The following is a 24,505-nucleotide window of genomic DNA, read 5'->3' as shown; positions in this document are numbered from 1 at the left end:
CACACACCGACACTGGAAGGAAGCGCAAAAGACACGTACCGTTGTTGCGTTCGGCCTACTTTGATCCCACACCTCCGAAAGTGGGAGCTAAGCGTGCTATCACCCCGAACTCGGGTCATCGGCCTCGCGGCCGTCATCACCTTCGCCACGTCGCTCGGCGCGGCGTGCGGCGCGGCGCCGACGACCGCCGCCGGCGACGCCTCGGCGAGCAAGGCCAAGACGGCCACGTCCGCCGCCGACCTCGGCGGCCTCGACAAGCTCGTCGAGGCGGCCAAGAAGGAGGGCGCGCTCAACGTCATCGCCCTCCCGCCCGACTGGGCCAACTACGGCGAGATCATCAAGACGTTCTCCGCCAAGTACGGCATCAAGGTCAACAGCGAGAACCCCGACGGTTCCAGCTCCGACGAGATCAACGCCGTCAAGACCCGCAAGGGCCAGGACCGCGCGCCGGACGTGCTCGACCTCGGCACCGCCTTCGCGCTCAGCGGCGCGGCGGAGGGCCTGTTCGCCCCGTACAAGGTGCAGACCTGGGACAAGATCCCCGAGGGCCAGAAGGACGCCGGCGGCGCCTGGTACAACGACTACGGCGGCTACGTCTCGATCGGCTGCGACGCCAAGCGCGTCGACACCTGCCCGCAGACCTTCGCCGACCTGCTCAAGCCCGAGTACGAGGGCAAGGTCGCGCTGAACGGCAACCCGACCAAGGCGGGCGCCGCCTTCGCCGGCGTGTTCGCCGCCTCGATCGCCAACGGCGGCTCGTTCGACGACATCAAGCCCGGCCTCGACTTCTTCAAGAAGCTCAAGGACACCGGCAACTTCAACCCCGTCGAGTCGACCCCCGCGACCGTCCAGAACGGCGAGACGCCGATCAGCATCGACTGGGACTACCTCAACGCGGGCTACACCGAGCAGTTCGCCGCCAAGGGCGTCGACTGGAAGGTCACCGTGCCCTCCGACGGCCGGTACGCCCAGTACTACGCCCAGGCGATCAACAAGGACGCCCCGCACCCGGCCGCCGCCCGGCTGTGGCAGGAGTTCCTCTACAGCCCCGAGGGCCAGAACCTCTACCTGAAGGGGTACGCGCGCGCCGTCCTGCTGCCGGCCATGCAGGCCGACGGAACGGCGGACGCGGCCCTGGTCGAGAAGCTGCCGAAGGTCGAGGGCACGCCGGAGTTCGCCAGCGACGCCCAGGTCAACAAGGCCAAGGAGGTCCTGGCCACCGGCTGGGGCGCCGCGGTATCCGGGTGACCGGCACCTTCATGCTGATCCACGCACATGGCTGAGACGTCTCCGGCGGCTCCCGCCGCCCCGCGACCGGGCGACCGGGCGCGGGCGGGCGGGGGCGGCAGACGCTCCCTGGGCTGGACGGCGGCGCTGCCGCTGCTGCTCTTCGTGGGCCTCGCCTTCGGCGTGCCGGCCCTCGCGCTGCTCGCCGGCGCGTTCACCTCCGAGGGCGCGCCCAGCACGGCCAACCTCACCCGGTCGCTCCAGGGGGCCTACCTCACCGCGCTGATCGGCAGCGTGAAGCTGTCGGCGCTGGTGGCGGTGGTCGGCGCCGTGCTCGGCACCTTCCTGGCCCAGGCCGTCGTCACCTCGCCCCTGCGCCGGCTGCGCGACGGCGTGCTGACCGCCTCCGGGGTGCTCGCCAACTTCGGCGGCGTCCCCCTGGCCTTCGCCTGGATCGCCACGCTCGGCAACTCCGGGGTGCTCACCACGCGCCTCGGCCTGGACGCCTACGGCTGGAGCCTGTACAGCTTCTGGGGACTGGCCCTGGTTTACCTGTACTTCTCGGTGCCGCTGATGGTGCTGGTCGTCGTCCCCGCCCTGGACGGGCTGCGGCCGCAGTGGCGGGAGGCGGCGCAGAACAACGGCGCGACCACCTGGCAGTTCTGGCGCCACGTCGGCATCCCCGTGCTCACGCCCGCCCTGCTCGGCGGGGTGGTGCTGCTGTTCGGCGGCGCCTTCGCGGCCTACGCCACCGCGGCGGCCATGGTGGGCACCGTCGTCCCGCTCGTCACCCTGCAGATCGCGGACGCGCTCACCGGCAACGTGCTGATCGGCTACGAGAACGTGGCACTGGCCCTCAGCTTCGACATGGTCGTGGTCGCGGGCCTGGTCATGGCGATCCACCTGCCGCTCCAGCGCAGGAGCGCGCGATGGCTGCGCTGACGCCCGCGGCGCCGCCCGTCACCGACGCCCCGGCGCCCGCCCGGCGTCCCGGCCGTCCCCGCGCGGGGCGCGGCTGGCGCGGCGCGGTGCTGGTCATCGCCGCGGTGTACTTCCTGACGCCGCTGCTGGCCTCGTTCGTGTTCACCGTGAACGACCCGGTCACCGGGTTCACGCTCGACGCGTACCTGGAGATCTTCTCCGCCGAGGGCTTCGTGTCGAGCCTGCTGCTGTCGCTGGGGCTGGCCGCCGCGACGATCGTGACCGTGCTGGTGCTGACGCTGCCGGCGATGCTCGCCGCCCGGCTCAGCGCGCCGCGGCTGCGGCCGGTGCTGGAGGTGCTGTGCACGCTGCCGCTGGTCGTGCCGCCCATCACCTTCGTGGCGGGGATCAGCACGGTGCTGCGCTGGGGCCCCGACTACCTGGCGACCACGCCGTTCTACATGACGCTGATCGCCGTCCAGAACCCGTCGTTCCCGGTCGTATTGGTGATCGCCAACGTGGTGCTGGCGCTGCCGTTCGTGTACCGGGCGCTGGACGCGGGGCTGGGCGCGATGGACGTCCGCACGCTGGTGGAGGCCGCGCGCAACTGCGGCGCCTCCTGGCCGCACGTGCTGCTGCGGGTGATCATCCCGAACCTGAAGTCGGGGCTGGCCAGCGCGTCGTTCCTCACGCTGGCGCTCGTGCTCGGGGAGTACACGGTCGCGCGGCTGCTCGGCTTCCAGCCGTTCTCGGTGTGGATCGTCACGATCTCCGGGTCGAACGCGGCCATGTCGGTGGCGGTGTCCATCTTCAGCCTGCTGCTCACCTGGCTGCTGCTGCTCGTCCTTTCGACCGCCGGTACAAGGCGAAGGAGACAATCGTGAACGGGGCTCAGGTGGAGTTCCGCGGGCTGCGCCGTGCCTTCGGCACGACGGTCGCCCTCGACGGCCTGGACCTGACCGTCGCGCCGGGCGAGCTGATCGCCCTGCTCGGCCCGTCGGGCTGCGGCAAGACGACGGCGCTGCGCTGCGTCGCGGGCTTCGAGACCCCCGACGCCGGGGCGGTGCTGGTCGGCGGCGAGGACATCACGCGCGTACCGGCCAACCGCCGCGACGCCGGCATGGTCTTCCAGTCCTACAGCCTGTTCCCCAACCTCAACGCCCGCGACAACGTCGCGTTCGGGATGCGGGTCCGCAAGGTGCCGGCCGCCAAGCGGCACGCCCGCGCGGCCGAGCTGCTGGAGCTGGTCGGCCTGCCCTCGCAGGGGGGCCGCTACCCGCACCAGCTCTCCGGCGGGCAGCAGCAGCGCGTGGCGCTGGCCCGCGCGCTGGCGCTGGAGCCCAGCGTCCTGCTGCTGGACGAGCCGCTGTCCGCGCTCGACGCCAAGGTGCGGGTCACGCTTCGCGAGGAGATCCGGCGGCTGCAGCTCTCCCTGGGCATCACGACGATCTTCGTGACGCACGACCAGGAGGAGGCCCTGTCGGTCGCCGACCACGTGGCGGTGCTCAAGGACGGGCGGCTGGAGCAGGTCGGGACGCCCGCCGAGGTCTACGACCGGCCCGCGACGCCGTTCGTGGCCGAGTTCGTCGGCACCATGAACCACCTGCCGGGCCGGCTGGACGGCGACCAGGTCGAGGTGATCGGCCAGCGACTGCCCGTCCACGGCGAGGTCCCCGCGGGGCCGGACGTCGACGTGCTGGTCCGTCCCGAGACCGTGCTGGTCACGGCCGCGCACGACGGGGACGCCGAGGTCGTCACCGCGTCGTTCCGCGGCGCGTCGGTGCGGCTGCGCCTGCGGCTGGCGGACGGCACGGAGGTCCTCGCCGACCTGCCCGGCCACGACGCCACCCGCCTCGGCCCGGGCGGCCGTGCCTTCCTGCGGCTGGTACGGCGCCCGGTGCTCGTCGCGCCGCGCGCGACGGCCCCGGCGAAGGTGCCAGCCGCCGGGGTGTGACGCCACTTAGCGTGCCCCCGGGCAGTGCGCGGGGCGGCCCCTTGTGAGACAGGACGGCGCCGACGGGCGGTGGCGGGTAGCCGCCGCCCGCCGGTGTTCCGTCGGGGGGTCACTGGCCGCGCGGATCGGGGATCAGCGGGCGTCGATCTCGATAGGGTGGCACCCGCGAACAGGTGCATAGCGGTAAGGCGACGTGGTGAACAACCTAAGTCCGGGTGATCCCCCCCAGATCGGCCGCTATCGGCTGCTCGGCCGTCTCGGCCGGGGCGGCATGGGCACGGTCTACCTCGGCCAGGACGGCACCGGGCAGCGGGTGGCCGTCAAGGTCATCAACCCCGAGTACAGCCAGCACGAGCAGTTCCGCACCCGCTTCCGCCGCGAGGCCCAGGCCGCCGGCAGGGTCCGCCGCTTCTGCACGGCCGCCGTCCTGGACGCCGACCTCGACGGTGACCAGCTCTACGTCGTCACCGAGTTCGTCGACGGCCCCAACCTCGACGAGGCCGTCCGGGCGTCCGGGCCGCTGCGCGGCTCCAGCCTGGACGCGCTGGCCGTCGGGGTCGCCACGGCGCTGACCGCGATCCACAGCGCGGGCGTCATCCACCGCGACCTGAAGCCGTCCAACGTGCTGCTGTCCCCGGTCGGCCCCCGGGTGATCGACTTCGGCATCGCCCGCGCGCTGGACACGCTGGGCGGGATCACCGGCACCGGCGAGCTGATGGGCACGCCCCGCTACATGGCCCCCGAGGCGCTGCGCGGCGAGCCCGTCTCCCCCGCCTGCGACGTGTTCTCCTGGGGCTGCCTGGTCGCGTTCGCCGCCAGCGGGCGCACGCCTTTCGGCGGCGACTCGCTTCCCTCGATCGTCTACCAGGTGCTCAGCGCCGAGCCGTCGCTGGAGGGCATGGAGCCCTCGCTGCACGCCCTGGTGGCGGCGACGCTGCGCAAGGACCCCGCCCACCGGCCGACGGCGCAGCAGATCCTCGACCAGATGGTCGGCCGCACCACCCCCGAGCGCGCCGAGCACTCGGTAGCCGAGGCCTGGCGCCACGCCCCGCCCACCCTGCACGGCCCCACCATCCCGGGCCAGGCGCCGACCCCGTACGACTCACCGACAACCGCGCCGGGCGCACACGGACCGGCGCCCACCGCACACGGGACCCCGCCCACCCTGTACGGCCCGCCCACAACCGTGCCGGGCACCCACGGACAGGCGCCCACCGCACACGGAAACGCGCCCACCCTGTACGGCCCGCCGACAGCCGCGCCGGGCGCGCGCGGGGCGGCGCCCACCGCGCACGGGAGCGCGCGGACGCTGTACGGCCCGCCGACAGGCGCAACCGGCACGGCGCCGACCGGGCACGGGACTCCACCCACCCTGTACGGCCCGCCGACAGGCGCGCACGGGGCGGCGCCCACCGCGCATGGAGCCCCGCCGACGCTCCCCGCTTCCGGCGCGGCCTCGCACGGGCAGGGCACCGTGCCCCCCGGGCCGGGCGGCGGCCCCGTGCCCCCGTCCGGCGACCGCCCCGCGCCCCGCACGGGCGCGAAGCGAGTGCGCCTGATCGCGATCGGCGTGGCAGCGGCGGTCGCGCTGCTGGGGGCGCGGGTCCTGCTGGCGCCGCCGGGGCCGCCCACCGACCTCGGCTTCCTGTACCGCGTCGACTTCAACGAGAGCGGCACCGGCTGGAGCGGGGATTACACCGGCGAGCAGTACGGCAAGTACGGCTACGCGCCCGGCGGCTACTACGCCGTCGACGTGGACGACGAAGGCTCCGAGCGCGTCGAGAAGGCGCCCATCCCGTTCGTCGCCAAGCAGCCCGCCACCCCCGACCCCTCGGCCACACCGACGCCCACCACGCCCGGCCACCTGCTCGTCAGCGTCACCACGACCGTGCGCGCGTTCAAGGGCCCCGGCGAGTACGGGCTCTACTGCCGCGCCGACGAGGAGTACCGGCAGAGCCGGTACGAGTTCCTGCTGACCCCCCAGGGCCAGGCCCGCATCCGCCGCCTGACCAAGGGAGCCGGCGGCGACCTCACCGCCGCCGTCCCCGTCGACGACCTGGAGAAGGGCACGCCCGCCCGGATGCAGGTGGAGTGCGCCCAGACCGCCGACGGCGTCCAGCTGACCATGTGGGTGAACGGCGAGCAGGTGCAGTCGTACCTGGACGCCTCCGGCCTCCCCAACGGCGACGTCGGCCTGCTGACCCGCGTCCCGGAGAAGTCCGGCGCCCTGCTGAAGACCTCCTTCGACGACTTCACCGTCCAGGGCACCGCTCCCAACCGCACCGGCTGACACGGCCCCACCGTTCACTGGTTCGCCTCCCGTACGGTGCCTTCGGCGCAGCCTTCTCATGGCGTCCCTGACCCAGCCGACCCGCCACCGTCGCGCAACCGTCCTCGAGTCGGCATGTTGCGCTGCCCATAAGCGCGCCGCCGTACAACGGCGCCGACTCCGCCGTACCGCCTCCCGCCGACGCGGCGCCGGGAGGGATGACCACACAGGACGGAGATGGAGGGCCGTCCCCCCGAGAGTGCTGCTCGGGCAACTGAGGCCGGGCTACCCGCGCGACGGTGAGGAGGGGCCCGGTGAGGGTCGCCCCTGAGAAGGCTGCGCCGAAGGCATCATGTCGGGGACGGCGACCCATTTCGAACCCTCAGGCCGTGGCGCGGTTGAGTTCGGCGGTGCGGGCTATCTCCTGTCTCACCACCTCTTGGGGGGGCCAGGCCGTCACGGCGATCATCATCACGAACAGGCCGCACAGGGACCAGGCGCCCACCACCACCGGCACGGGGAACCGTTCGGCGATCGCGCCGGAGGCGAGCACGGCGGCGGCGTGCGTGAGCTGGATGCCGCCTTGCATGATCCCGAAGGCGCGGGCGCGGAAGGCGTCCGGGAGCATCTGCACGAACAGGCCGTTCAGCGGGACCATCACGGTGTTGACGGCGCCCGCCGACAGCAGCACCAGCAGCAGCACCACCGGGAAGGGCGGGCCGGCCAGGGCGGGCACCAGCAGAAGCGGGCCCACGATGAGCAGCGGCTTGACCAGCCGCAGCCGCTGTTCGGGGACGGTCACCCGCGTCACCACCGCGCCGATCACGCAGCCGACCGGCAGGGCCGCCATCAGCAGCCCCGCGATGTGCGAGCCGCCGCCGAACTCCGGCGCCCACGCCATCGCCAGGCCCTCCGGGACGATCACGATCGCCACCACGCTGAACACGACCAGGGCCATCGGCCGCATCACGGGGTGGCCGAACACCAGCCGCAGCCCGTCACCGGTCTCGCGGAGCAGCGAGCGCCGCACGACCTCCGCGCAGGTCACCGGCCGGGGCAGCACGCCGCGCCACAGGATGAGCGCCGAGGCGCCGAAGGCCGCGGCGTTGAGGAGCAGGGCGCCGCGCGCGTCGACGGCGCTCAGCGCGCCGCCCAGCGCGTAGCCGGCCATCTGGGCCGCCTGGGCGGCCATGTTCTGCAACGACAGCCCGACGACGTACCGGTCGCCGGTGAGCAGCCGCGCCACCAGCGCCGAGCGGGCCGCCTGGAACGGGGGCGTGAGCAGCGACGCGCCGAACAGCAGCAGGAGCAGGCCGGGAAGCGGCATCCCGGGCAGCACCATGGCGCCGATCAGCACCATGCGGGCGAGATCGCAGGCGATCATGACCCGCCGGTAGGGGTACCGCTCGGCCAGCGCGGCCAGCAGCGGGCCGCCGGCGACCCAGGGCAGGTAGCTGACGGCGAAGCCAAGCGCCGACAGCAGCACCGACCCGGTGTCGCGGAAGACCAGGAAGGTCACCGCGACCTTGGCGAAGTAGTCGCCCACCCACGACAGCACGGCCGCGCCGAACAGCGCGCGGTACTCCGCGACCCCGAACACGTCCCGGAAGGAGGCCGGGCGCTGCGCGACCCCTCCGACTTCCTGCGGCTTCGCCGTCTTGCCGATGACTCGCACGTGGTCGTCCCTGCCTCTTTCGACATGGCGGACTACAAAGAGTCATGATTACAGAGCGAATCGGGCTTTTACCTGCTGTCGTCACGGAATAGGGGTCCCATCCTGAGCCCCACGGGCCACGGCGGTAACCAGGCCGGCCACAGCCGTCCCGGCGGCCACAACCGCCACGTCCGGCACCCTTCGCGGGCCGTCTCAGGTCGAGCTTCTGACGACCAGCTCCGTGGGCAGGATGATCGAGGAGACCGGGCCGCCGTCGATCTGACGCAGCAGCAGGCGCACCGCCGCCAGCGCGTGGTCGGTGCCCGAGCTGCGCACGGTGGTGAGCGGCGGGACGGTGTAGGCCGCCGCCTCGACGTCGCCGAACCCGACCACCGCGACGTCGTCGGGCACCCGCCGCCCGCTCTCGCGCAGCGTGTGCAGGGCGCCGATCGCCATCAGGTCGCCGGCCGCGAAGACGGCGTCGAGCTCGGGGTCGTCGTCCAGCAGCCGCCGCATCGCCTCGGCCCCCGACGCGCGCGTGTAGTCGCCTAGAGCGATCATGGAGCGGCGCCCGGCGTCGCGGACGGTGTCGCGGTATCCCTCCATCCGGTCCTGCGCGGCCAGGCTGTCGACGGGGCCGCCGATCATGCCGATCCTGCGCCGGCCCTTCGCGAGCAGGTGCCTGACCGCCAGCGCGGCCCCGGCCGTGTTCTCGCCGTCGACGAACGGCAGCGCCGAGCGGCCCACCGAGACGATCGGCACCCCGGTGCGGGCCAGCGCGGCCGGCAGGTGGTCGCCGCCCCGCACCGACACCAGCACTACGCCGTCCACGTGCCCGCCGGCGACGTACTGCTCCACGCGCATCCGGGCGTGCGCGGAGGAACCGGCCAGCATGAGCGTGACGTGCTTGCCCGAGTCCTCCAGCGCGGACCCCGCCGCCCGCACCACGGCCGAGAACAGCGGGTCGTCGCCGCCCCGCCCGTCGGCGCCGAGCACGACGAGCGCCACCGTGTCGGTGCGGTCGGTCACCAGGCTGCGCGCCGCCGAGTTCGGCACGTACCCCAGCTCGCTGACGGCCTGCATGACGGTCTCGCTGATCTCCGGGCTGACCCTGCCCTGCCCGTTGATCACCCGCGACACCGTCGACCTGGACACGCCCGCCCGGGCGGCGACCTCCTCCAGGGTGGGCCGCCGGCTGCGCTCCTTCCACAGGCCGTTGCGGCGGATCACGTCGCGGTACCACAGCGCGCTGTCCTTCGGCAGCCGCCGCTGGGTGGTGTAGTCGACGTGCACGATGCCGAAGCGCTTGTGGTAGCCCTCGGCCCACTCGAAGTTGTCCAGCAGCGACCAGACCAGGTAGCCGCGCAGGTCGACGCCCGCCTCGATGGCGTCGTGCGCGGCGCGCAGGTGCGCCTCCAGGAAGGCGACGCGGTCGGCGTCGTGCACGCTGGAGCCGGTGACCACGTCGTCGAACGCGGCGCCGTTCTCGGTGACCAGCAGCCCCACCCCGGGGTAGTCGCGCGCCAGCCGCCCCAGGAGCTGCGAGAGGCCGGTGGGGACGATCGGCCATCCCATGGCGGTCGTCGGGGCGTAGGCGCCGCAGAACTCGACGTCCTCGGTGCCGGGGTAGGCGGGGTTGGCCGGCTCGCCGGGCCCCGAGCGCACCACGCAGGGGGTGTAGTAGTTGACGCCCAGCAGGTCGATCGGCTGGTTGATGGTCTCCAGGTCGCCATCGTGGACGTGGCCGAGGCCGGCGACGCGCTCGATGATGCGCAGCGCCGGGTCCGGGTAGACGCCCCGCAGCGGCGGGTCGAGGAACTGCCGGTTGATCAGGCAGTCCACCCGCTCGACGGCTTCGGCGTCCTCGGCGGACATCGGCGTCGCAGGGTCGTGCACCTGGCGCGGCGTCACCACCGGGGCGAGGTTGAGGGTGAGCGCGATCTCCCTGGCCCCCGCGGCGCGCAGCGCCTGGGTGCCGAGGCCGTGGGCGAGCAGCAGGTGGTGGGAGGCGCGGAACGCGTCCGCGTGCGAGGTGCGGCCCGGGGCGTGCACGCCCATGCCGTAACCGAGGAACGCCGACACCCAGGGCTCGTTGACGGTGATCCAGGTGTCCACGCGGTCGCCCAGCCGGTCGTGCACGACGCGCGCGTAGTCGGCGAACCGGTAGGCGGTGTCGCGCTCGGCCCAGCCGCCGCGCTCCTCCAGCGCCTGGGGCAGGTCCCAGTGGTACAGCGTGGCGTACGGGGTGATGCCGGCGGCCAGCAGGCTGTCGACCAGCCGCTCGTAGAAGTCGAGGCCGGGCTTGTTGACGGGGCCGCGGCCGTCGGGCTGGACGCGCGGCCACGCCACCGAGAAGCGGTAGGCCATGAGGTCGAGCTCGTCCATGAGGCGGACGTCGCCGGCGTACCGGTGGTAGTGGTCGCAGGCGGTGTCCGCGGTGTGCCCGTCCATGACGGCGCCGTGCCGCCGGGTGAACGCGTCCCAGATCGACTCGCCCCGGCCGTCGGCGTCCACCGCGCCCTCGATCTGGTAGGCGGCGGTCGCCGCCCCCCACACGAAGCCCTCGGGGAAGGCGAGCGTCTGCTTCCGGGTCGTGATGATCGGTGCGGTCATTCCGGGTGGCTCCCGTCGGGTGGTCCGGTGCGCGACAGGGGACGGCGGCACGCCGGGCCGCCGCCGATCTCCCCGTTGAATATGATGATCACCCATAATGCCCCCGCCGGGCGTACAGGGCCATTGCATTACATGTGCTCACCCGCGCGCCAGCCCCGGCGGGTGACGTGGGGCTGGCGTCGCGGTCGCGGGAACAACGGTGAGGCATGGCCGGTTGGCCACGAACGAGCGTCCAGTGATCGTGAAGGAGTCCAGCGCATGCGTGCCATCGTCGTCTCCGAACCCGGCGGCCCATCCGCCCTCGCCTACGCGCAGGCCCCCGACCCGGTGCCCGGGCCCGGCGAGGTGCTGGTGGACGTGGCCGCGGCAGGCGTGAACTTCATCGACGTCTACCACCGCGAGGGCCGCTACCCGCTGCCGATCCCCTTCACCCCCGGCCAGGAGGGCGCGGGCACGGTGACCGCGGTGGGCCCCGAGGTGACCGGCGTGGCGGTGGGCGACCGCGTCGGCTGGGGCGACGTGGGCGGCAGCTACGCCGACAAGGCGGTGATCCCCGCAGGCCGGGCGATCCCCATCCCCGACGAGGTGGCGCTGGACACCGCGGCGGCCGTGTTCCTCCAGGGCCTCACCGCCCACTACCTGACCCGATCAACCTACGCCGTACAGCCCGGCGACGACGTGCTGGTGCACGCGGCGGCCGGCGGCATGGGGCTGCTGCTCACCCAGACGGTCAAGCTGCTCGGCGGCCGGGTGATCGGCACCGTCTCCACCGCCGAGAAGGAGAAGCTCGCCCGGGACGCCGGGGCCGACGAGGTGCTGCGCTACGAGGACTTCGCCGAGGCCGTCCGCGACCTCACCGGCGGGCGCGGCGTGCGCGTGGTGTACGACGGCGTGGGCGCGGCGACGTTCGAGGGCAGCCTGGAGGCCCTGGGCATCCGCGGCACGCTGGCCCTGTACGGCGCGGCCAGCGGGCCGGTGCCGCCGTTCGACCCGCAGCGGCTCAACAAGGCCGGGTCGCTGTTCCTGACCCGGCCCACGCTGGCGCACCACATCCACACCCGGGAGGAGCTGCTGGAGCGCGCGGCCGACGTGCTCGGCGCGGTGGCCTCCGGGGCGCTGAACATCCACATCTCGCGCAGGTACCCGCTCGCCGAGGCGCGCACCGCCCACGAGGACCTGCAGGCTCGCCGCACCACGGGCAAGCTGCTGCTGGTTCCCTGACCTGCCCGTGCTCCGGGCCTACCCCTGCTCAGGACCTACCCCTGCTCCGGCGCGGGCCAGCCGAGCAGGCGGGCGCCCATGACGGCGGTCTCCAGAGTGAAGCGCTGGGTCGGGTCGTCGGGCGAGAAGCCGGTGAGGCGGCGGATCCGCTCAAGCCGGTAGGTGACCGCGCGGGTGCTCACCCCCAGCCTGCGGGCGGCGGCCGTCTGGTTGCCCTGGGCGGCGAACACCGCCTCCAGGGTCTCCAGCAGGGGCGCCGGTCCGCCGCGCGCGCCCGTCAGCGGGCCGAGCACCGTGGCCACCAGGTCGTCGATGGCCTCGCGGTCGCGCAGCAGCACCGGGAAGACGAGCAGGTCGGCGGCCTTGAGCACCTGGGGGAGCAGACCGAGCCGGTCGCCGAGCCCGATCGCCTCACCCGCCTCCCGGAACGACGTCACCACCCCGCCGGGGCCGCGATGCGAGCGGCCGACGCCGATGCGCCAGCCGGAGCCGAGGTTGCCCCGCACGTGGTGGGTGAACTCGCCGACGGCCGCCCCCAGGCTGGCGGGCGTCACGCACACCAGCAGGCCGTCGCGGACCGCCACCAGGATGTTGTGCGAGCCGAATCGGGTGACCAGCGCGTGCTCCACCCGGCGCAGCAGCGGGTCGCCGTCCTCTATGGGCTTGACGTCCCTGGCCACGGCCACCACGTACGCCTCGGCCAGGCGCAGCCCGAAGTGCGCGGCCCGCTCGGCCAGCCGGTCGGCCCGCCCCTGCAGGAGGTCGTCGACGAACTCGCGGCGGGCGTTCTCCTCCTCGCGGATCGCGCGGAGCTGCGCGTGCTCGTACCCGTCGGCGTAGGCCGCCACCGCCCGGCGCACCGCCCCGAGGACGGAGGCGTCGGCCGGGCAGGTGGCCCGGACGGTCAGCTCGGCGGCGAGCAGGCACGCGTCGGCGACCGCCCGCAGCGGCACGCCGCGCTCGGCGGCGGCCGTCCCCGACGCGCGCAGCGCCTCCACCGCGTCACGGCCGGGGAGGCGGCCGGTGGAGGCGGCGGCCGTCAGCACAGGAATGTACCCGCCGAGCAGGTCGGCGGGCACTCCGGTGGCCTCGCTCACGTGAGCGAGAACGTCCATCACACTCCTACGTCACGCCGGTCGAACGAGAGGACCGCGGTCATCACCAGGACGGCCGTCGCGGCGAGCAGCACCAGGGCGTCGCCGATCGGGAAGCCCGTGATCAGCGGCCGGCCCTCGCTGTAGTAGTAGAACGGGGAGAGCCGGTTCAGCCAGCTCATGACCTCGACGTTGGGCGCGAGCGCGTTGACCACGTACCCCGCCACCGCGTACACGCCCGCGACGCCCAGGGCCGCCGCCTTGCGCCCCGTCGCGGCGCCCGCCGTGAGCGACAGGGTGCCGAAGAACAGCACGAGCAGGAACACCATGGAGTGCGCGGCGAGGATGCGGCCGAACGGGACGCCGATGTCGACGCTCGCGCCCACCAGGGCCACCACCAGCAGGGACACCACGGCGACGCCGAGCAGGCCGACGACCAGGGCGGCGAACCGCTCCAGCACCAGGCGCTTGCGGTCGAGCGGCAGCGTCAACGTCAGCTCCAGCGTCTTGGACTCCTCCGGCTCGGCGATGGCCTTCGCGCCCAGGGCGACCGCGCACATGGTGAACAGGAGCGGCACGAAGAGCTGGTAGATGATGGACTGCATGAAGCCCGCGCCGCTGGTGATGTTCTCCAGCCCCCCGAGCAGGGTGCGCACGCTGTCAGGGTACTTCGACAGGGCGGCCTGGCTGTACAGATCGGCATTCGCTCGTATCTGCGGGAAGAAGGAGGTGTACATCCCGGCGAACGCGCAGATGCCCACCGTCCACCCGATGAGCGAGCGACGGTACTCGCGCAGCGTCTTAAGCACCAGCGTGGGCATGCCGCCCCTCCTCGCTGTAGTAGGTCAGGAAGATCTCCTCCAGGTCGGGCTCGGCGCTGACCATGTGCACGACCGTGAACCTGGCCGCCGCCTTGATCAGCGCGTCCGGGCGCCCGTCGATGGTGCAGCGCACGTTCGCGCCCTCGACCTTCAGGTCGCGCACGCCGGGCAGATCGCGGAAGGCGTCCTCGGGCACGGGGGCGTCGAAGTGCAGCTCGACCAGGCGCACGGCCTTCTCGCGCAGCGCCGCCACGTTCTCGACGGCGACGAGCCGGCCGCTCCTGACGATGCCGACCCGGTCGGAGACGTGCTCGACCTCGGCCAGCACGTGCGAGGACATCAGCACGGTGCGGCCCGCCGTCCTGGCCTCGCGGACCATCGAGAGGAACTCCTGCTGCACGAGCGGGTCGAGCCCGCTGGTCGGCTCGTCCAGGATGAGCAACTCGGGCTCGTGCATGAACGCCTGGATGAGGCCGACCTTCTGCTTGTTGCCCTTGGACAGCTTGCCCATCCGCACGGACAGGTCGGCCTCCAGCCGCTCGGCGAGCTGCTCGACCCTGCCCTTGGCCACCCCGCCCCGGACCCCGGCCAGGAACCGCAGGTAGTCCCCCGCCTTGTCCCTGCCCTCCAGGGCCAGCTCCCCCGGCAGGTAGCCGATACGCCCACGTACGCCCGGATCGCGGGGATCGGCCCCCAGCACCCGCAGCCGGCCGCGCGTCGGCCGGATCACGTCCAGCAGGAGCCGGATCGTCGTCGTCTTGCCCGCGCCGTTGGGCCCGAGATACCCGAACACCTCGCCGGCCCGGATCTCCAGACTGAGATCCTCCAGCCCCCGCCGCTTCCCGTAGAACTTCGTCAGCCCTTCGGTCTCCACCACTGCTGTCATGCCTCGTATGGTGGCCCCCGCCCGGGGTCCAGGGCAGGGCGAAACCTCCACACTTACCCCCCCTCTGCTTTCCGGGATCCGGAAACGCACCCGTTCCCCGTTCACCGTTCCCGGGGCCGTCCGCGTCACCGGCCCGGCATCACCAGGGCACGGCGCCCTGGTCGTCGAAGAACCCTCCCGTCGGGCCGCCGGCTTCGAGGGTGGCGAGACGGACGACGATCGCCGCCCCCTCACTCGCCGTCCGGGTGATCACGAAAGGGAGGTCCTTGGTGAAGTCGGTCGCGCACGCCCCGGGCGCCGCCGCGTTCACCAGGATGCCGTCGGCGGCCAGCTCCTTGGCGTACTGAACGGTGAGCGCGTTGAGCGCCGTCTTCGACATGGGGTAGGCGACCATCGGCGGCAACCCCGACATGTAGTGCGCCGCATCGCTCATGTTGGACAGCGAGCCCAGACCGCTGGAGACGTTGACGACGCGACCGGCGGCCGACCGTCGCAGCAGCGGCAGCATCGCGTTGGTCACCATGACGGGCCCCATGACATTGGTCTCGAACACCTCGCGCAGCACGTCCAGCCCGGCCCCGCTGGGGGTCTGCGCGGAGACGTCCCCGGAGATGCCCGCGTTGTTGACCAGGACGTCCAGCCGGCCGAACCGTTCGCCCACCTCGGCGGCGGCCGCCCGTATGGTGCCCTCGTCGGTGACGTCGAGGAGCAGCGCGTGCACGTCGCCGCCGATCTCCCGCGCGGCCAGCTCACCCCTCCGCCGATCCCTGCACGCCAGCAGCACCGTCATGCCACGCTCCGCGAGCCGCGCGGCCACCTCGCGGCCGATCCCCTTGTTCGCCCCGGTCACCAGAGCGGTGGTCTCAGTCATGGCCTCACCCCATCACCGGGCGCGGCGGCTGAGCCAGCACGGCCTGGGTCACAGCCGATACCCTCCGGGTATGGAGACGCGGGAACTCGTCTACTTCCTGGCCGTCGCCGAGGAGCTCCACTTCGGGCGGGCGGCCGAACGTCTCGGCATCACCCAGCCGCCGCTGTCCAGGACGATCCTTCGGCTCGAACGCCGCCTCGGCGTGCCGCTGCTCGAACGCGGCGGCCGAGGCACCGTGCTCACCGCCGCGGGCGAGGTGCTCGCGCGCGAGGGGGTCAAGGCGCTGGCGTCCATGGAGGCGGCGGAGCGGCGGGCCCGGCGCGCGGGGCGCGCCGAACCGCGGCTGGTCGTGGCGGTGAAGCCCGGCGGCGACGGAGGCCTGCTCCCGGCCATCCTGACCGCCTACCGGGACGAGGCCGCGGCGATCGAGGTGAAGGTGCTGGTCTGCGGGGTCGCCGAACGGGCGGCGCGCCTGCGCGACGGCACCGCCGACGTGACGTTCCTGCACGATCCCCTGGAGGACCTGACCGAGTTCGACAGCGAGCCGCTGCTGCGGGAACGCGGCGTCGTGGCGCTGCCCCCCGGGCACCGCCTGGCGGAGCGCACCAGCGTCACCATGGCCGACCTGCGCGACGAGCCCCTGGCGCGCTGGCGCGGCCTGCGCGGCCCGCACACCTGCGGGCCGGAGGTCCGCGACGGCGCGGAGCTGATGCAGCTGGTCGCCCTGGGCATCGCGGTGGCCGTCGTGCCGGAGTCCGCGGCGGCCGTCATGCGCGGCGACCTGGTGTGCGTCCCGGTCACGGACGCCGCCCCCACCACCGTCGTCCTGGCATGGCCGCGGGACACCCGCTCCCCCGCCCTGGCCGCCTTCGTCCACACCGCCACGCGCGTGGCGACCGCCGCCCACCGGTCATCCTGATCGCCCGGCGCCCACCAACCGTCTCAACCCGGCAGACGCCGGTGCCCCCCGGGCAGCCGGTACGAAGACGACCGTCGCGCACCGGGGACCACGGATCGGCCACCCTCCTGAGCCGGCCCCTCTACACCCGGCAGGCGCCGGTGCCCCCGGGCAGCCGGTGACGGATGCGCGCGACGAACCGGTAGCCGACCTCTGCCACCCAGCTCACCGGCGGAACCAGCATCGCGTGACCGAGCACCCGCCACCCCATCCGAGGCTGAAGGGCCAAGATCACCGCAACCGCTCGCGCCCCCGAGGCTCGCAATCCGCCGGGCCCGAGAAGCTGCACCGACGCGTTCACCTGCTCAAGCGTGAGCCGATGCGCGTCCAGATCAAGCTCCTGCCAGGCGCGTGTCTCCGGCATCTCAGGCAGATGCTTCTCCCCGAACTCCACACATCGCCGGCAGAACCCGCAGTCGCCGTCATACACCAGCACACGATCAATCCTCCCCCGTCACGGTCACCCGTCCCTTGCCCACAGCCCGGCCTCCCACGCGGCACCGAAGCGGCCTGCCGGACACCACCCAGCCGCAGAACCGACGGGCCAAGCGACCGTGACAACGCGACCGGGCCTACCGGACGCCGGCCGGCGGCAGAACCGGCAGGTCAGCCGGGGCGCCCTTCTCGATCAGCGTCAGCAGGGCGGTCGTGTCGACATGCCGTTCCACCAGGTCGCCGAGCGCGTCCATCTGCCGCTCGCGCAGCGCCGCGAACGAGACGTCGGGGGCGGGCACGAAGCTCCGGCCCGAGACGGCGGCCACGTCGGCGAGGAAGGCGCGGCGGAAGCCGTCGTTCTCCAGCGCCCCGTGCCAGGTGGTGCCCCATACGGCGCCCTCCCGGCAGCCGTCGAGAAACGGCTCGGCGCCGCCGTCCACCGACACCACGCCGTGGTGGATCTCATACGCCTCCACCGGGCAGCCGTACGCCTCACCGACCGGCCGTGCCAGCGTCTTGCCACGAGCGAACTCGACTGTCGCCGGGAGCAACCCGAGCCCGTCCACCACCCCGGCGCCGGACTCCACCTCGTCGCGGATGGACCGCGCGAGCATCTGGTAACCGCCGCAGATGCCGAGAACCGGGCCCCGCCGCTCCAGCACCGCCTCGGCCAGCCCCGTACGGCGCAGCCAGCCAAGGTCCTCGACGGTGGCGCGCGACCCCGGCAGCACCACCAGATCGGCGTCCCGGATCTCGGCGGCCTCCCCGGGCGAGGTGACGAACCGGACCACCACCCCCGGCTCGGCGGCCAGCGCGTCGACGTCGGTGAAGTTGGAGATCCTCGGATACCGCACCACCGCGACCCGCAGCGTCTCCCCGCCGTGTGCCCCGACGGCGAGCGGCCGCCGGTTGTCGAGCGCGAGCGAGTCCTCCAGATCCATCCACAGGCCTTCAAGCCAGGGCAGGACACCGTAGACGGGCCGCCCGGTGAGCCTGCCCAGCATGTCCAGCCCCGGAGCCAGCAGCTCGGGCGCACCGCGGAACTTGTTAATCAGAAACCCGGCGACCAGCGCCTGATCCTCGGCGTCGAGCAGCGCCACCGTCCCGTACAGCGCCGCGAACACCCCGCCCCGGTCGATGTCCCCCACCACGACCACCGGGATGTCCGCCGCCCTGGCCAGCCCCATGTTGGCGATGTCCCCCCGGCGCAGGTTGATCTCGGTGGGACTCCCCGCCCCCTCGCACACCACCACGTCATACGACGCCCGCAGCCGATGGTAGGACTCCAGCGCCACCGCCCTGAGCCGATCCTTGTACGCCCCGTACTCCATGGCGTCCACCTCGGCGAGCGGTTTCCCCATCACCACGACCTGACTACGCCGCTCCCCCCCGGGCTTCAGCAGAATCGGGTTCATATCCGCCGTAGGCTCCACCCCCGCCGCGTAAGCCTGAGCCACCTGCGCCCGCCCGATCTCCGCCCCATCGGCAGTCACGAACGAGTTCAACGACATGTTCTGCGCCTTGAACGGCGCCACCCGCACCCCCCGCCGAGCCAACCACCGGCACACCCCCGCCGTGACCACACTCTTCCCCGCATCCGAGGTAGTCCCCGCCACCAAAACCGCCCCATTAACCACCCCCCAACCCTCCCAGAAACCGCAAACTCCTCACACGCGGGCCAACCACCCCGCTCCGACGGACGCCGAACGTCGAAGCACTCCACACGCCAGCGCCCACAGCACCCTGCGCTCTGAGCACCACACTCCGCGCACCGCGCATCGCGCACCACACCCCGCGCACCACACCCCGCGCACCGCGCATCGCGCATCGCACCCCGCGCACCGCGCGGGAGGCTAACCCCCGCCCCCCTTACTCCCCTGTTGGCGCCGGTACAGCGAGCAACCAGTACGGCGAAGTCGGCGCCACCATACGGCGCGTCACACGGCGGGCGGGTACGTCACGCCTTCCGTGCACGTCCCATCTGACCCCGGCGACGGTGTCGGTACGAACTGAGAAACCAGGTCGCGGTGGCGGCCAGGACGGCTGCGGAAAGGTTGACCGCGCGGGCCAGGCGGACGGCGCGGGGGATATCGGCGACGGCCGGAGGCTCCCCGTCGCCCAGCTCAGGGCGGTGCTCGACACGCCCGGCGTAGTTGTTGCGCCCGCCCAGCCGGACCCGGAGCGCGCCCGCGAAGGCGGCCTCGCAGCGGCCGGAGTTGGGGCTGGGGTGACGGTGGCCGTCACGGCGCAGCACGGACGCCGCCTCGGCCGCCGTCCCGCCGACCAGCGGCGCCAGGACGCAGGCCAGCGCGCCGGTGAGCCGTGCCGGGACGTAGTTGGCCACGTCGTCCAGCCGCGCGGCGGCCCAGCCGAACCGCTCGTACCGCTCCGACCGGTGCCCGACCATCGCGTCCAGCGTGTTGACCGCCCGATAGGCCAGCAGGCCGGGGACGCCCGCCACCGCGCCCCACACCAGCGGCGCCACCACCGCGTCGGACGTGTTCTCCGCGACCGACTCCACCGTGGCCCGCGCCAGCTCACGCTCCCCCAGCGCGGAGGGATCCCGCCCGCACAGGTGGGGCAGCCGCTCCCGGGCCGCCGCCAGGTCGCCCGACTCCAGCGCGCCGGCCATGTGACGCCCTTCGCGCCCGAGCGTGGTGCCGCCGAGCACCGCCCAGGTGGACACCGCGGTCACCGCCACCCGCGCCGCCGGACGGGATCGCGTCAGCCGCTCGGCCACCGCCCCCAGGGCGACGGCCGACCCGACGCACAACGCGACATGCGCCACCCCCCTGGCCCGCGCCTTCCCGTACAACCGACGCTCCACGCCCGCTGCGGCCCGCCCGAACAACGCGACAGGATGCGCCCCACTGCGCGGATCGGCGAACACCGCATCTGCGGCGACCCCGGCCAGGATCCCCAGCGCCCGGCTCCGCGCACCCGACGCCCTACCGCGCCCCGAACTCACGTCAACACCCGTCCTCACACCCACAGACGCCCTACGCGCCCGCACTCGTACCTGGCCTCGAACTCGCGCCCGTTGACGGGCCTCACCGAAGGCGAGCGTCGAGCTCGTCCCAGTAGGCGTCGAGCCAGTCCGCCGCTCTGCGGATGCGCTCCCCGGCGCCGTCCTCCCACATGCGGGCCCAGGCTCCGCCTTCGGTGCGCGCCCGGGCGCGCATGGCGACGTACGAACGGCCGAACCGTAGCCGGCTGACCTCCAGCAACCTCCGCCGCTCCTTGGCCGCCAGGCCGTACACGTCGCAGAACAGCCGCAGCCGCGCGCCGACGTCCAGGTGGCGCTGCCGCGGGTCGCGGTCGATGGGGTCGGCTATCGGCGCCCAGTGGCGCAGGGTGGTGGCCACGTCGAACAGCCGGGTCACCGGCCGGGCCAGGTCGAAGTCGATGAGCGCCCACGGCCGCCCGCGGTCGAAGATGACGTTCTCCGGCGTGATGTCACAGTGCCCGACCAGCTCGGGCGCGGCGTCGTCGTATGAGCCGCCGGCCCACACCGCGTCCGGCGGCGGGACGAACCCCTCGACGGCGTCATGGAAGCGGCGCACCAGCGCGGCCAGATCGGCGAGAACCTCGTCGGTGACCGCGTACGCGGGCAGCGGCCGGGCGGCGGCCACCCCGGGAACGTAGGAGAGCACCTGCCGTCCCCGCTCGTCGACCCCGAGCGGACGCGGCGCCCCCGCGAAACCCACCGCCTCGAGATGCCGCAGCAGGGCATCCACGGCGGGAGCGGACCGGCCCCTGGGCCGCCGCACGGTGTCCCCGACGCGCACGACGCCATCCGTCGTATCGCCACCACGAAGGGCGATCTCGGGAAGGGCCGTACCAACGAACATGACGACCCAGCTTAGCGCCGGCCCCATGGGCCACGTGAACCCCAAGCGAACCCCGCAACCTGAGGACGAGCGAACCACTGTCCAGGTCACCCACCCGCGCTGAGGGCCCGCCCTCAGCCGGCGCAGTCCAAGCGCCCCCGAGCGGAGCAACGGACGCGACCACGCGACCCACCCGTGCCAACGGCTCCCGGCACGCCGGTGATCAGCGCCACAGTCGCCTGCTCGACCCGTCACGTCAGCGGAGCAACAGACGCGACCACGCGGCCGTCCATGTCGGCAGCTCCTCCGGGGCACTCCGACGAATCAGCGCCACAGTTGCCTGCTCCACGCGCCACATCATCCGAATCCAGGCGCACCTCACCCGCCGCACCTGACATGATGGATCATGCGAATCGGGACCCTCGGTGCGGCCCGCATCACACCCTCGGCTCTCATCAAGCCCGCACGTCAGGTCGAAGGCGTGACCGTGGCCGCCATCGCCGCCCGCGACCGCTCGCGAGCCGAACGCTTCGCCGCCAGGCACGGCATCCCGGCCGTCCACGGTTCATACCAGGCGCTCGTCGACGACCCCACGATCGAGGCCGTCTACAACCCCCTGCCGAACTCCCTGCACGCCGAGTGGACGCTGCGCGCCCTGAAGGCGGGCAAGCACGTCCTGTGCGAGAAGCCGCTGACGTCCAACGCGGCCGAGGCCCGCACAGTGGCGGAGGCCGCCAGAAGGTCCGGCCTGGTGGTCATGGAGGCGTTCCACTACCGCTACCACCCCCTCATGGCCCGCGCGCTGGAGATCACACAGACTCAACTCGGCGAGATCCGGCACATCGAAACCGCGCTGTGCGTCCCCCTCCCCCGCTTCTCCGACATCCGCTACTCACTGGACCTCGGCGGCGGCGCCATGATGGACACCGGCTGCTACGCCGTGCACTGTCTGCGCACCCTGGGCCCGGGCGAGCCGTCGGTCGTCGCCGCCAAGGCACTGCTCATGTCGCCGGGCATCGACCGCGCCATGACCGCCGACCTGCGCTTCCCCACCGGCGCCACCGGCCGCGTGCAGGCCTCCCTGTGGTCGGGCCGACTGGTGAAGGTCACCGCGCACGTCGAGGGATCCCGCGGATCCCTGCACATCAGCAACTACCTCATCCCTCAGTACTTCAACCGCCTCACCGTGACCACCGACGGAATCCGGCAGCGCGAGCGCGTCCAAGGCGAGGCGACGTACACCTACCAGCTCCGCGCCTTCAGAGCCGCCGTGCGTGACGGCACCCCCACGCTCACCCCGCCGGAGGACTCGATCGCCAACATGGCCGTGATCGACGCCATCTACACCGCAGCAGGCCTCCCCCTCCGAGGCACCTCCTGACCCACCCCAAGCTGAGGCAGTCACACCATCCAAGATCGCCGCTGGCCGAGCGTCCCGGGAAAGCCCAGGTAGAGCCGCCTACAGCCGCATCCGGCTCGTACCGCACACCTTGCGGGAGCGCTGAGAAGCCGTGCCTCGAAGGACGAGCGTCGCAGCTTTCCAGACAACGTGAGCCCTCGACTGTTCTCCTGGCAGCCCTCTGCGTAGAGAGTTGGACCCGGCAGTCAAGGAGGGGGAACGGCGAAGGAATTCGCCGCTCAGGCAGCCGGATCAGCGGGCTTCATCAGACGCCATGAAGAAGCTCGCGACGGGGTGACGTCGGTGCCGGCCGGCAGCGCTGTACATCAACGGGGGCATGGGCGGCGCCGCCCTGCGAACAGCTGGCGAAACATGAATCCGGCTCCGGATGGCGTGGTGAGCTCCACGCCCCAGGCAGGCCGACTTACCCGGCGTGCCCCAGAAGCGGATCAAGGCGCGCTCGCCGTCGTCGAGCGCCCGCACCAACCGAGCGTGAAAGGAGGGTCATCCCGCACGTCCAGCATGACGAGGACCCGGCCGACGTAGATCGCCACCACACCCCTCACGCAGGCACGCGAGGCACCGAACGGCGCGTGACCCGTCACCCGCGAACGTCCGCCCGGCGCCCGGCGGAAGTCCTCAACCAGCCCCCGAACACAAGCGGCCACTCAACGGGCGACGTCACCTCGCCCGGGCCGCACGCCAGATGACACGAGCCAGAAAGGTCGACACTCATGGCAGTAATGGCAAACGCGCCACGCGTCTCGCGGAAGGGCATGCTAGCCCTCATCGCCGCGCTCAGCGTCCTGTTACCGATCTTCCTGATCACCGCCCCATCGGCCCAGGCAACGGATACGACGGTTTCGACCCCGACCGACGCCCAGGCGATGGCCTGGACCCCGAAGGTCAGCCCGTTCAGCGGCGGCCAGGAAAGGGTGCACCGAAACGTGAGCACGGAGACACGAAACAGACTCCTCGCCAACTGCGGGCTCTTGTATCTATGCGTCGCCGCAGGCGAGGGCGACGGCCAGCACTCCGTCTTCGAGCTCTACTACTGCACCGAACGCACCCTCTCCAACTTCCTGGGCGCCGGCGCCGTCACCAACAACCAGACCGGAAAATCAGCCCGCCTGCTCAACCAAGACAGGTCCGTATACATGACCGTCAAGCCCAACCGCACCCCAACCCGCGTCCCTTCGTGGGACACGGTCTACTACATCCAAGTGTGCTGACAGGCACCTCAAAGGTCACCAGACGATCGGGCTCCCTGCACTCCCGCAGGGAGCCCGATCAGGCACTTGGCGCATCAACCCATCATGCCGCGGACGACCGCCCCAACCGCCGTCCCGAGAACCCATGGCCCTTCTCCCACACCTGCCCCCACTCACCCACCACCCCAACTCACCCCACGGGACCACCGGACCACCGGATCCGCGACCACCGCACCCACCTGAGCCTCTACGCCCCAGAGACCCACCATGCCCGAGGGAGCCCACCACGCCTAGAACGGACCACAGCCCGACCACGACCACCCACCCTGAACCCCCTGCCCGCACCACGACGACGAGCACGCCCCAACCGGACTTACAGTCGTTCCGAGCCACCCCCCGAACGCACATCCCCCTAGCCCCAGACCGCCACACCGTCAAAGCCCTCCGAAGCCACCCACACCTCGCAGCAAGACCTCCCCACCCACCCCTGTCTCCCCGCGAATCCGATACTGTTCTACCGGCGTGCGGCTGTGCTACCGTCCCACACGGCCAGCGAACCCGCAGGTCACACAACCAATGAAGCGCCCTTAGCTCAGCCGGATAGAGCACCGGACTTCTAATCCGACGGTCGCAGGTTCGAATCCTGCAGGGCGCGCCCTCCAGACCAGGCCATCTAGCCTCTGACCTGGTCTTTTACGTTGATCGGCTTGTGACACCACCCGCAGCCGGATGCCACCAAAAGCAGCCCTCAGCGGGTGCTCACGGGATATACACGGGATGAAACCAGCGACGTTTGCCCAGGTCAGGGGCCAGTTTTCAGCCCTCTGCGGGATGAGACCCACCCGGAGACCGCCGAAGGGTCCCGGAGTGATCCGAGACCCTCTGACATCGCCTTCAGTTCCCATCAACTTGCGTCTTGATCCAGTTGAGCCCGTCCTCGTAGGTACTGAACTCTTGCAGGTGCTGTCCCTGCGCATCGAAGACGTGCCACCGGTAAGGGCGTTGCCTCCCGGCCCTGACAAGGTCGTACGCCTCATCAGCCGAGCGATACCAGACGCACACGCTCTCCGGAGGACGTGAGGGAGAGGCATAGGCGTACTCGTGGGTGATCGACATGCCCGGATCGTAGGGGTCGGCTGGA

Annotated in this window: 20 protein-coding genes and 1 tRNA gene; 10 read left to right on the top strand and 11 right to left on the bottom strand. The window is 72.3% G+C overall.

Features of this window, described 5'->3' with window-relative positions; translation table 11 throughout:
• Positions 1-93: 93 nt before the first annotated feature.
• The 5 genes from PYR91_RS30150 to PYR91_RS30130 all read left to right on the top strand — a co-directional run bounded on the left by PYR91_RS30150 (position 94) and on the right by PYR91_RS30130 (position 6,392).
• Entirely contained in the window at positions 94-1,248 is a 1,155-nt protein-coding gene (locus PYR91_RS30150; protein ID WP_279785286.1) for an ABC transporter substrate-binding protein, read from the top strand.
• 27 nt (positions 1,249-1,275) lie between these two features.
• On the top strand, positions 1,276-2,169 hold the full coding sequence (locus PYR91_RS30145; RefSeq protein ID WP_279785285.1) for an ABC transporter permease subunit: 894 nt from the start codon (positions 1,276-1,278) through the stop codon (positions 2,167-2,169).
• Positions 2,157-3,032, top strand: a complete 876-nt coding sequence (locus tag PYR91_RS30140) for an ABC transporter permease subunit (protein WP_279785283.1) — start codon at positions 2,157-2,159, stop codon at positions 3,030-3,032. The genes PYR91_RS30145 and PYR91_RS30140 overlap by 13 nt, the downstream gene beginning before the upstream one ends.
• Positions 3,029-4,102 carry an ABC transporter ATP-binding protein gene (locus tag PYR91_RS30135; protein ID WP_279785281.1) on the top strand — a complete coding sequence of 358 codons (1,074 nt, stop codon included), beginning with the start codon at positions 3,029-3,031 and terminating at the stop codon, positions 4,100-4,102. Before PYR91_RS30140 ends, PYR91_RS30135 begins: the two co-directional genes overlap by 4 nt.
• 196 nt (positions 4,103-4,298) lie before the next feature.
• A complete protein-coding gene (locus tag PYR91_RS30130; RefSeq protein ID WP_279785279.1) occupies positions 4,299-6,392 on the top strand; it encodes a protein kinase in 2,094 nt (697 codons plus the stop codon).
• A gap of 361 nt (positions 6,393-6,753) precedes the next feature.
• Here PYR91_RS30130 and PYR91_RS30125 read toward each other — a convergent pair whose 3' ends face one another.
• Positions 6,754-8,046: an MFS transporter gene (locus PYR91_RS30125; RefSeq protein ID WP_279785277.1), complete on the bottom strand. Its 1,293-nt coding sequence runs from the start codon at positions 8,044-8,046 to the stop codon at positions 6,754-6,756.
• A gap of 192 nt (positions 8,047-8,238) precedes the next feature.
• Positions 8,239-10,638: a GH1 family beta-glucosidase gene (locus PYR91_RS36430; protein WP_347943686.1), complete on the bottom strand. Its 2,400-nt coding sequence runs from the start codon at positions 10,636-10,638 to the stop codon at positions 8,239-8,241.
• Between the two features lie 258 nt (positions 10,639-10,896).
• Here PYR91_RS36430 and PYR91_RS30110 point away from each other — a divergent pair, with 258 nt between their 5' ends.
• Positions 10,897-11,859 (top strand): quinone oxidoreductase, encoded by a 963-nt coding sequence (locus tag PYR91_RS30110; RefSeq protein WP_279785275.1) that lies wholly within the window; start codon positions 10,897-10,899, stop codon positions 11,857-11,859.
• A 35-nt stretch (positions 11,860-11,894) separates the two neighbouring features.
• On the opposite strand, the gene PYR91_RS30105 is transcribed toward PYR91_RS30110, so the two are convergent.
• From PYR91_RS30105 to PYR91_RS30090, 4 genes are all read right to left on the bottom strand, one after another.
• A complete protein-coding gene (locus PYR91_RS30105; RefSeq protein ID WP_279785273.1) occupies positions 11,895-12,974 on the bottom strand; it encodes a helix-turn-helix domain-containing protein in 1,080 nt (359 codons plus the stop codon).
• Positions 12,974-13,774, bottom strand: a complete 801-nt coding sequence (locus tag PYR91_RS30100; RefSeq protein WP_279785271.1) for an ABC transporter permease subunit — start codon at positions 13,772-13,774, stop codon at positions 12,974-12,976. The genes PYR91_RS30105 and PYR91_RS30100 overlap by 1 nt, the downstream gene beginning before the upstream one ends.
• Positions 13,755-14,660: an ABC transporter ATP-binding protein gene (locus tag PYR91_RS30095; protein WP_279785269.1), complete on the bottom strand. Its 906-nt coding sequence runs from the start codon at positions 14,658-14,660 to the stop codon at positions 13,755-13,757. The genes PYR91_RS30100 and PYR91_RS30095 overlap by 20 nt, the downstream gene beginning before the upstream one ends.
• A 139-nt stretch (positions 14,661-14,799) precedes the next feature.
• Positions 14,800-15,531 (bottom strand): SDR family oxidoreductase, encoded by a 732-nt coding sequence (locus PYR91_RS30090; RefSeq protein ID WP_279785267.1) that lies wholly within the window; start codon positions 15,529-15,531, stop codon positions 14,800-14,802.
• 70 nt (positions 15,532-15,601) lie between these two features.
• Here PYR91_RS30090 and PYR91_RS30085 point away from each other — a divergent pair, with 70 nt between their 5' ends.
• Positions 15,602-16,450, top strand: coding sequence for a LysR substrate-binding domain-containing protein (locus PYR91_RS30085; RefSeq protein WP_279785265.1), 849 nt, complete (start codon positions 15,602-15,604; stop codon positions 16,448-16,450).
• 121 nt (positions 16,451-16,571) lie between these two features.
• Here PYR91_RS30085 and PYR91_RS30080 read toward each other — a convergent pair whose 3' ends face one another.
• The 4 genes from PYR91_RS30080 to PYR91_RS30065 form a co-directional block, all read right to left on the bottom strand.
• Positions 16,572-16,925 carry a DUF393 domain-containing protein gene (locus PYR91_RS30080; RefSeq protein ID WP_279785263.1) on the bottom strand — a complete coding sequence of 118 codons (354 nt, stop codon included), beginning with the start codon at positions 16,923-16,925 and terminating at the stop codon, positions 16,572-16,574.
• Positions 16,926-17,061: 136 nt separating this feature from the next.
• Complete coding sequence (locus tag PYR91_RS30075) at positions 17,062-18,561, bottom strand: cobyric acid synthase (protein WP_279785261.1); 1,500 nt, start codon at positions 18,559-18,561, stop codon at positions 17,062-17,064.
• A gap of 320 nt (positions 18,562-18,881) precedes the next feature.
• Complete coding sequence (locus PYR91_RS30070) at positions 18,882-19,892, bottom strand: cobalamin biosynthesis protein (RefSeq protein WP_279785260.1); 1,011 nt, start codon at positions 19,890-19,892, stop codon at positions 18,882-18,884.
• An 82-nt stretch (positions 19,893-19,974) separates the two neighbouring features.
• Positions 19,975-20,661, bottom strand: coding sequence for a phosphotransferase (locus tag PYR91_RS30065; RefSeq protein ID WP_279785258.1), 687 nt, complete (start codon positions 20,659-20,661; stop codon positions 19,975-19,977).
• A gap of 499 nt (positions 20,662-21,160) precedes the next feature.
• Here PYR91_RS30065 and PYR91_RS30060 point away from each other — a divergent pair, with 499 nt between their 5' ends.
• From PYR91_RS30060 to PYR91_RS30050, 3 genes are all read left to right on the top strand, one after another.
• A complete protein-coding gene (locus tag PYR91_RS30060; protein ID WP_279785256.1) occupies positions 21,161-22,135 on the top strand; it encodes a Gfo/Idh/MocA family oxidoreductase in 975 nt (324 codons plus the stop codon).
• A 794-nt stretch (positions 22,136-22,929) separates the two neighbouring features.
• Complete coding sequence (locus PYR91_RS30055; RefSeq protein WP_279785254.1) at positions 22,930-23,385, top strand: hypothetical protein; 456 nt, start codon at positions 22,930-22,932, stop codon at positions 23,383-23,385.
• A gap of 560 nt (positions 23,386-23,945) precedes the next feature.
• Positions 23,946-24,019, top strand: a tRNA-Arg gene (locus tag PYR91_RS30050).
• A gap of 239 nt (positions 24,020-24,258) precedes the next feature.
• On the opposite strand, the gene PYR91_RS30045 is transcribed toward PYR91_RS30050, so the two are convergent.
• The gene (locus PYR91_RS30045; RefSeq protein WP_279785252.1) at positions 24,259-24,480 is read right to left on the bottom strand and encodes a hypothetical protein; all 222 of its coding nucleotides are present in this window, start codon (positions 24,478-24,480) and stop codon (positions 24,259-24,261) included.
• Between the last annotated feature and the right edge of the window lie 25 nt (positions 24,481-24,505).

This window comes from Sphaerisporangium sp. TRM90804, from assembly GCF_029846175.1.
Taxonomy (GTDB): domain Bacteria; phylum Actinomycetota; class Actinomycetes; order Streptosporangiales; family Streptosporangiaceae; genus Sphaerisporangium.
This window is presented reverse-complemented; position numbering and strand designations above follow the sequence as displayed.

What these genes read in the sequence shown, in the direction of transcription:
- PYR91_RS30085 (WP_279785265.1), top strand. Translation starts at nt 15,602, where the DNA reads ATGGAGACGCGGGAACTCGTCTACTTCCTGGCCGTCGCCGAGGAGCTC.
- PYR91_RS30060 (WP_279785256.1), top strand. Translation starts at nt 21,161, where the DNA reads ATGCGAATCGGGACCCTCGGTGCGGCCCGCATCACACCCTCGGCTCTC.
- PYR91_RS30095 (WP_279785269.1), bottom strand. Translation starts at nt 14,660, where the DNA reads ATGACAGCAGTGGTGGAGACCGAAGGGCTGACGAAGTTCTACGGGAAG.
- PYR91_RS30140 (WP_279785283.1), top strand. Translation starts at nt 2,157, where the DNA reads ATGGCTGCGCTGACGCCCGCGGCGCCGCCCGTCACCGACGCCCCGGCG.
- PYR91_RS30105 (WP_279785273.1), bottom strand. Translation starts at nt 12,974, where the DNA reads ATGGACGTTCTCGCTCACGTGAGCGAGGCCACCGGAGTGCCCGCCGAC.
- PYR91_RS30090 (WP_279785267.1), bottom strand. Translation starts at nt 15,531, where the DNA reads ATGACTGAGACCACCGCTCTGGTGACCGGGGCGAACAAGGGGATCGGC.
- PYR91_RS36430 (WP_347943686.1), bottom strand. Translation starts at nt 10,638, where the DNA reads ATGACCGCACCGATCATCACGACCCGGAAGCAGACGCTCGCCTTCCCC.
- PYR91_RS30145 (WP_279785285.1), top strand. Translation starts at nt 1,276, where the DNA reads ATGGCTGAGACGTCTCCGGCGGCTCCCGCCGCCCCGCGACCGGGCGAC.
- PYR91_RS30055 (WP_279785254.1), top strand. Translation starts at nt 22,930, where the DNA reads ATGCTAGCCCTCATCGCCGCGCTCAGCGTCCTGTTACCGATCTTCCTG.
- PYR91_RS30045 (WP_279785252.1), bottom strand. Translation starts at nt 24,480, where the DNA reads ATGTCGATCACCCACGAGTACGCCTATGCCTCTCCCTCACGTCCTCCG.
- PYR91_RS30110 (WP_279785275.1), top strand. Translation starts at nt 10,897, where the DNA reads ATGCGTGCCATCGTCGTCTCCGAACCCGGCGGCCCATCCGCCCTCGCC.
- PYR91_RS30100 (WP_279785271.1), bottom strand. Translation starts at nt 13,774, where the DNA reads ATGCCCACGCTGGTGCTTAAGACGCTGCGCGAGTACCGTCGCTCGCTC.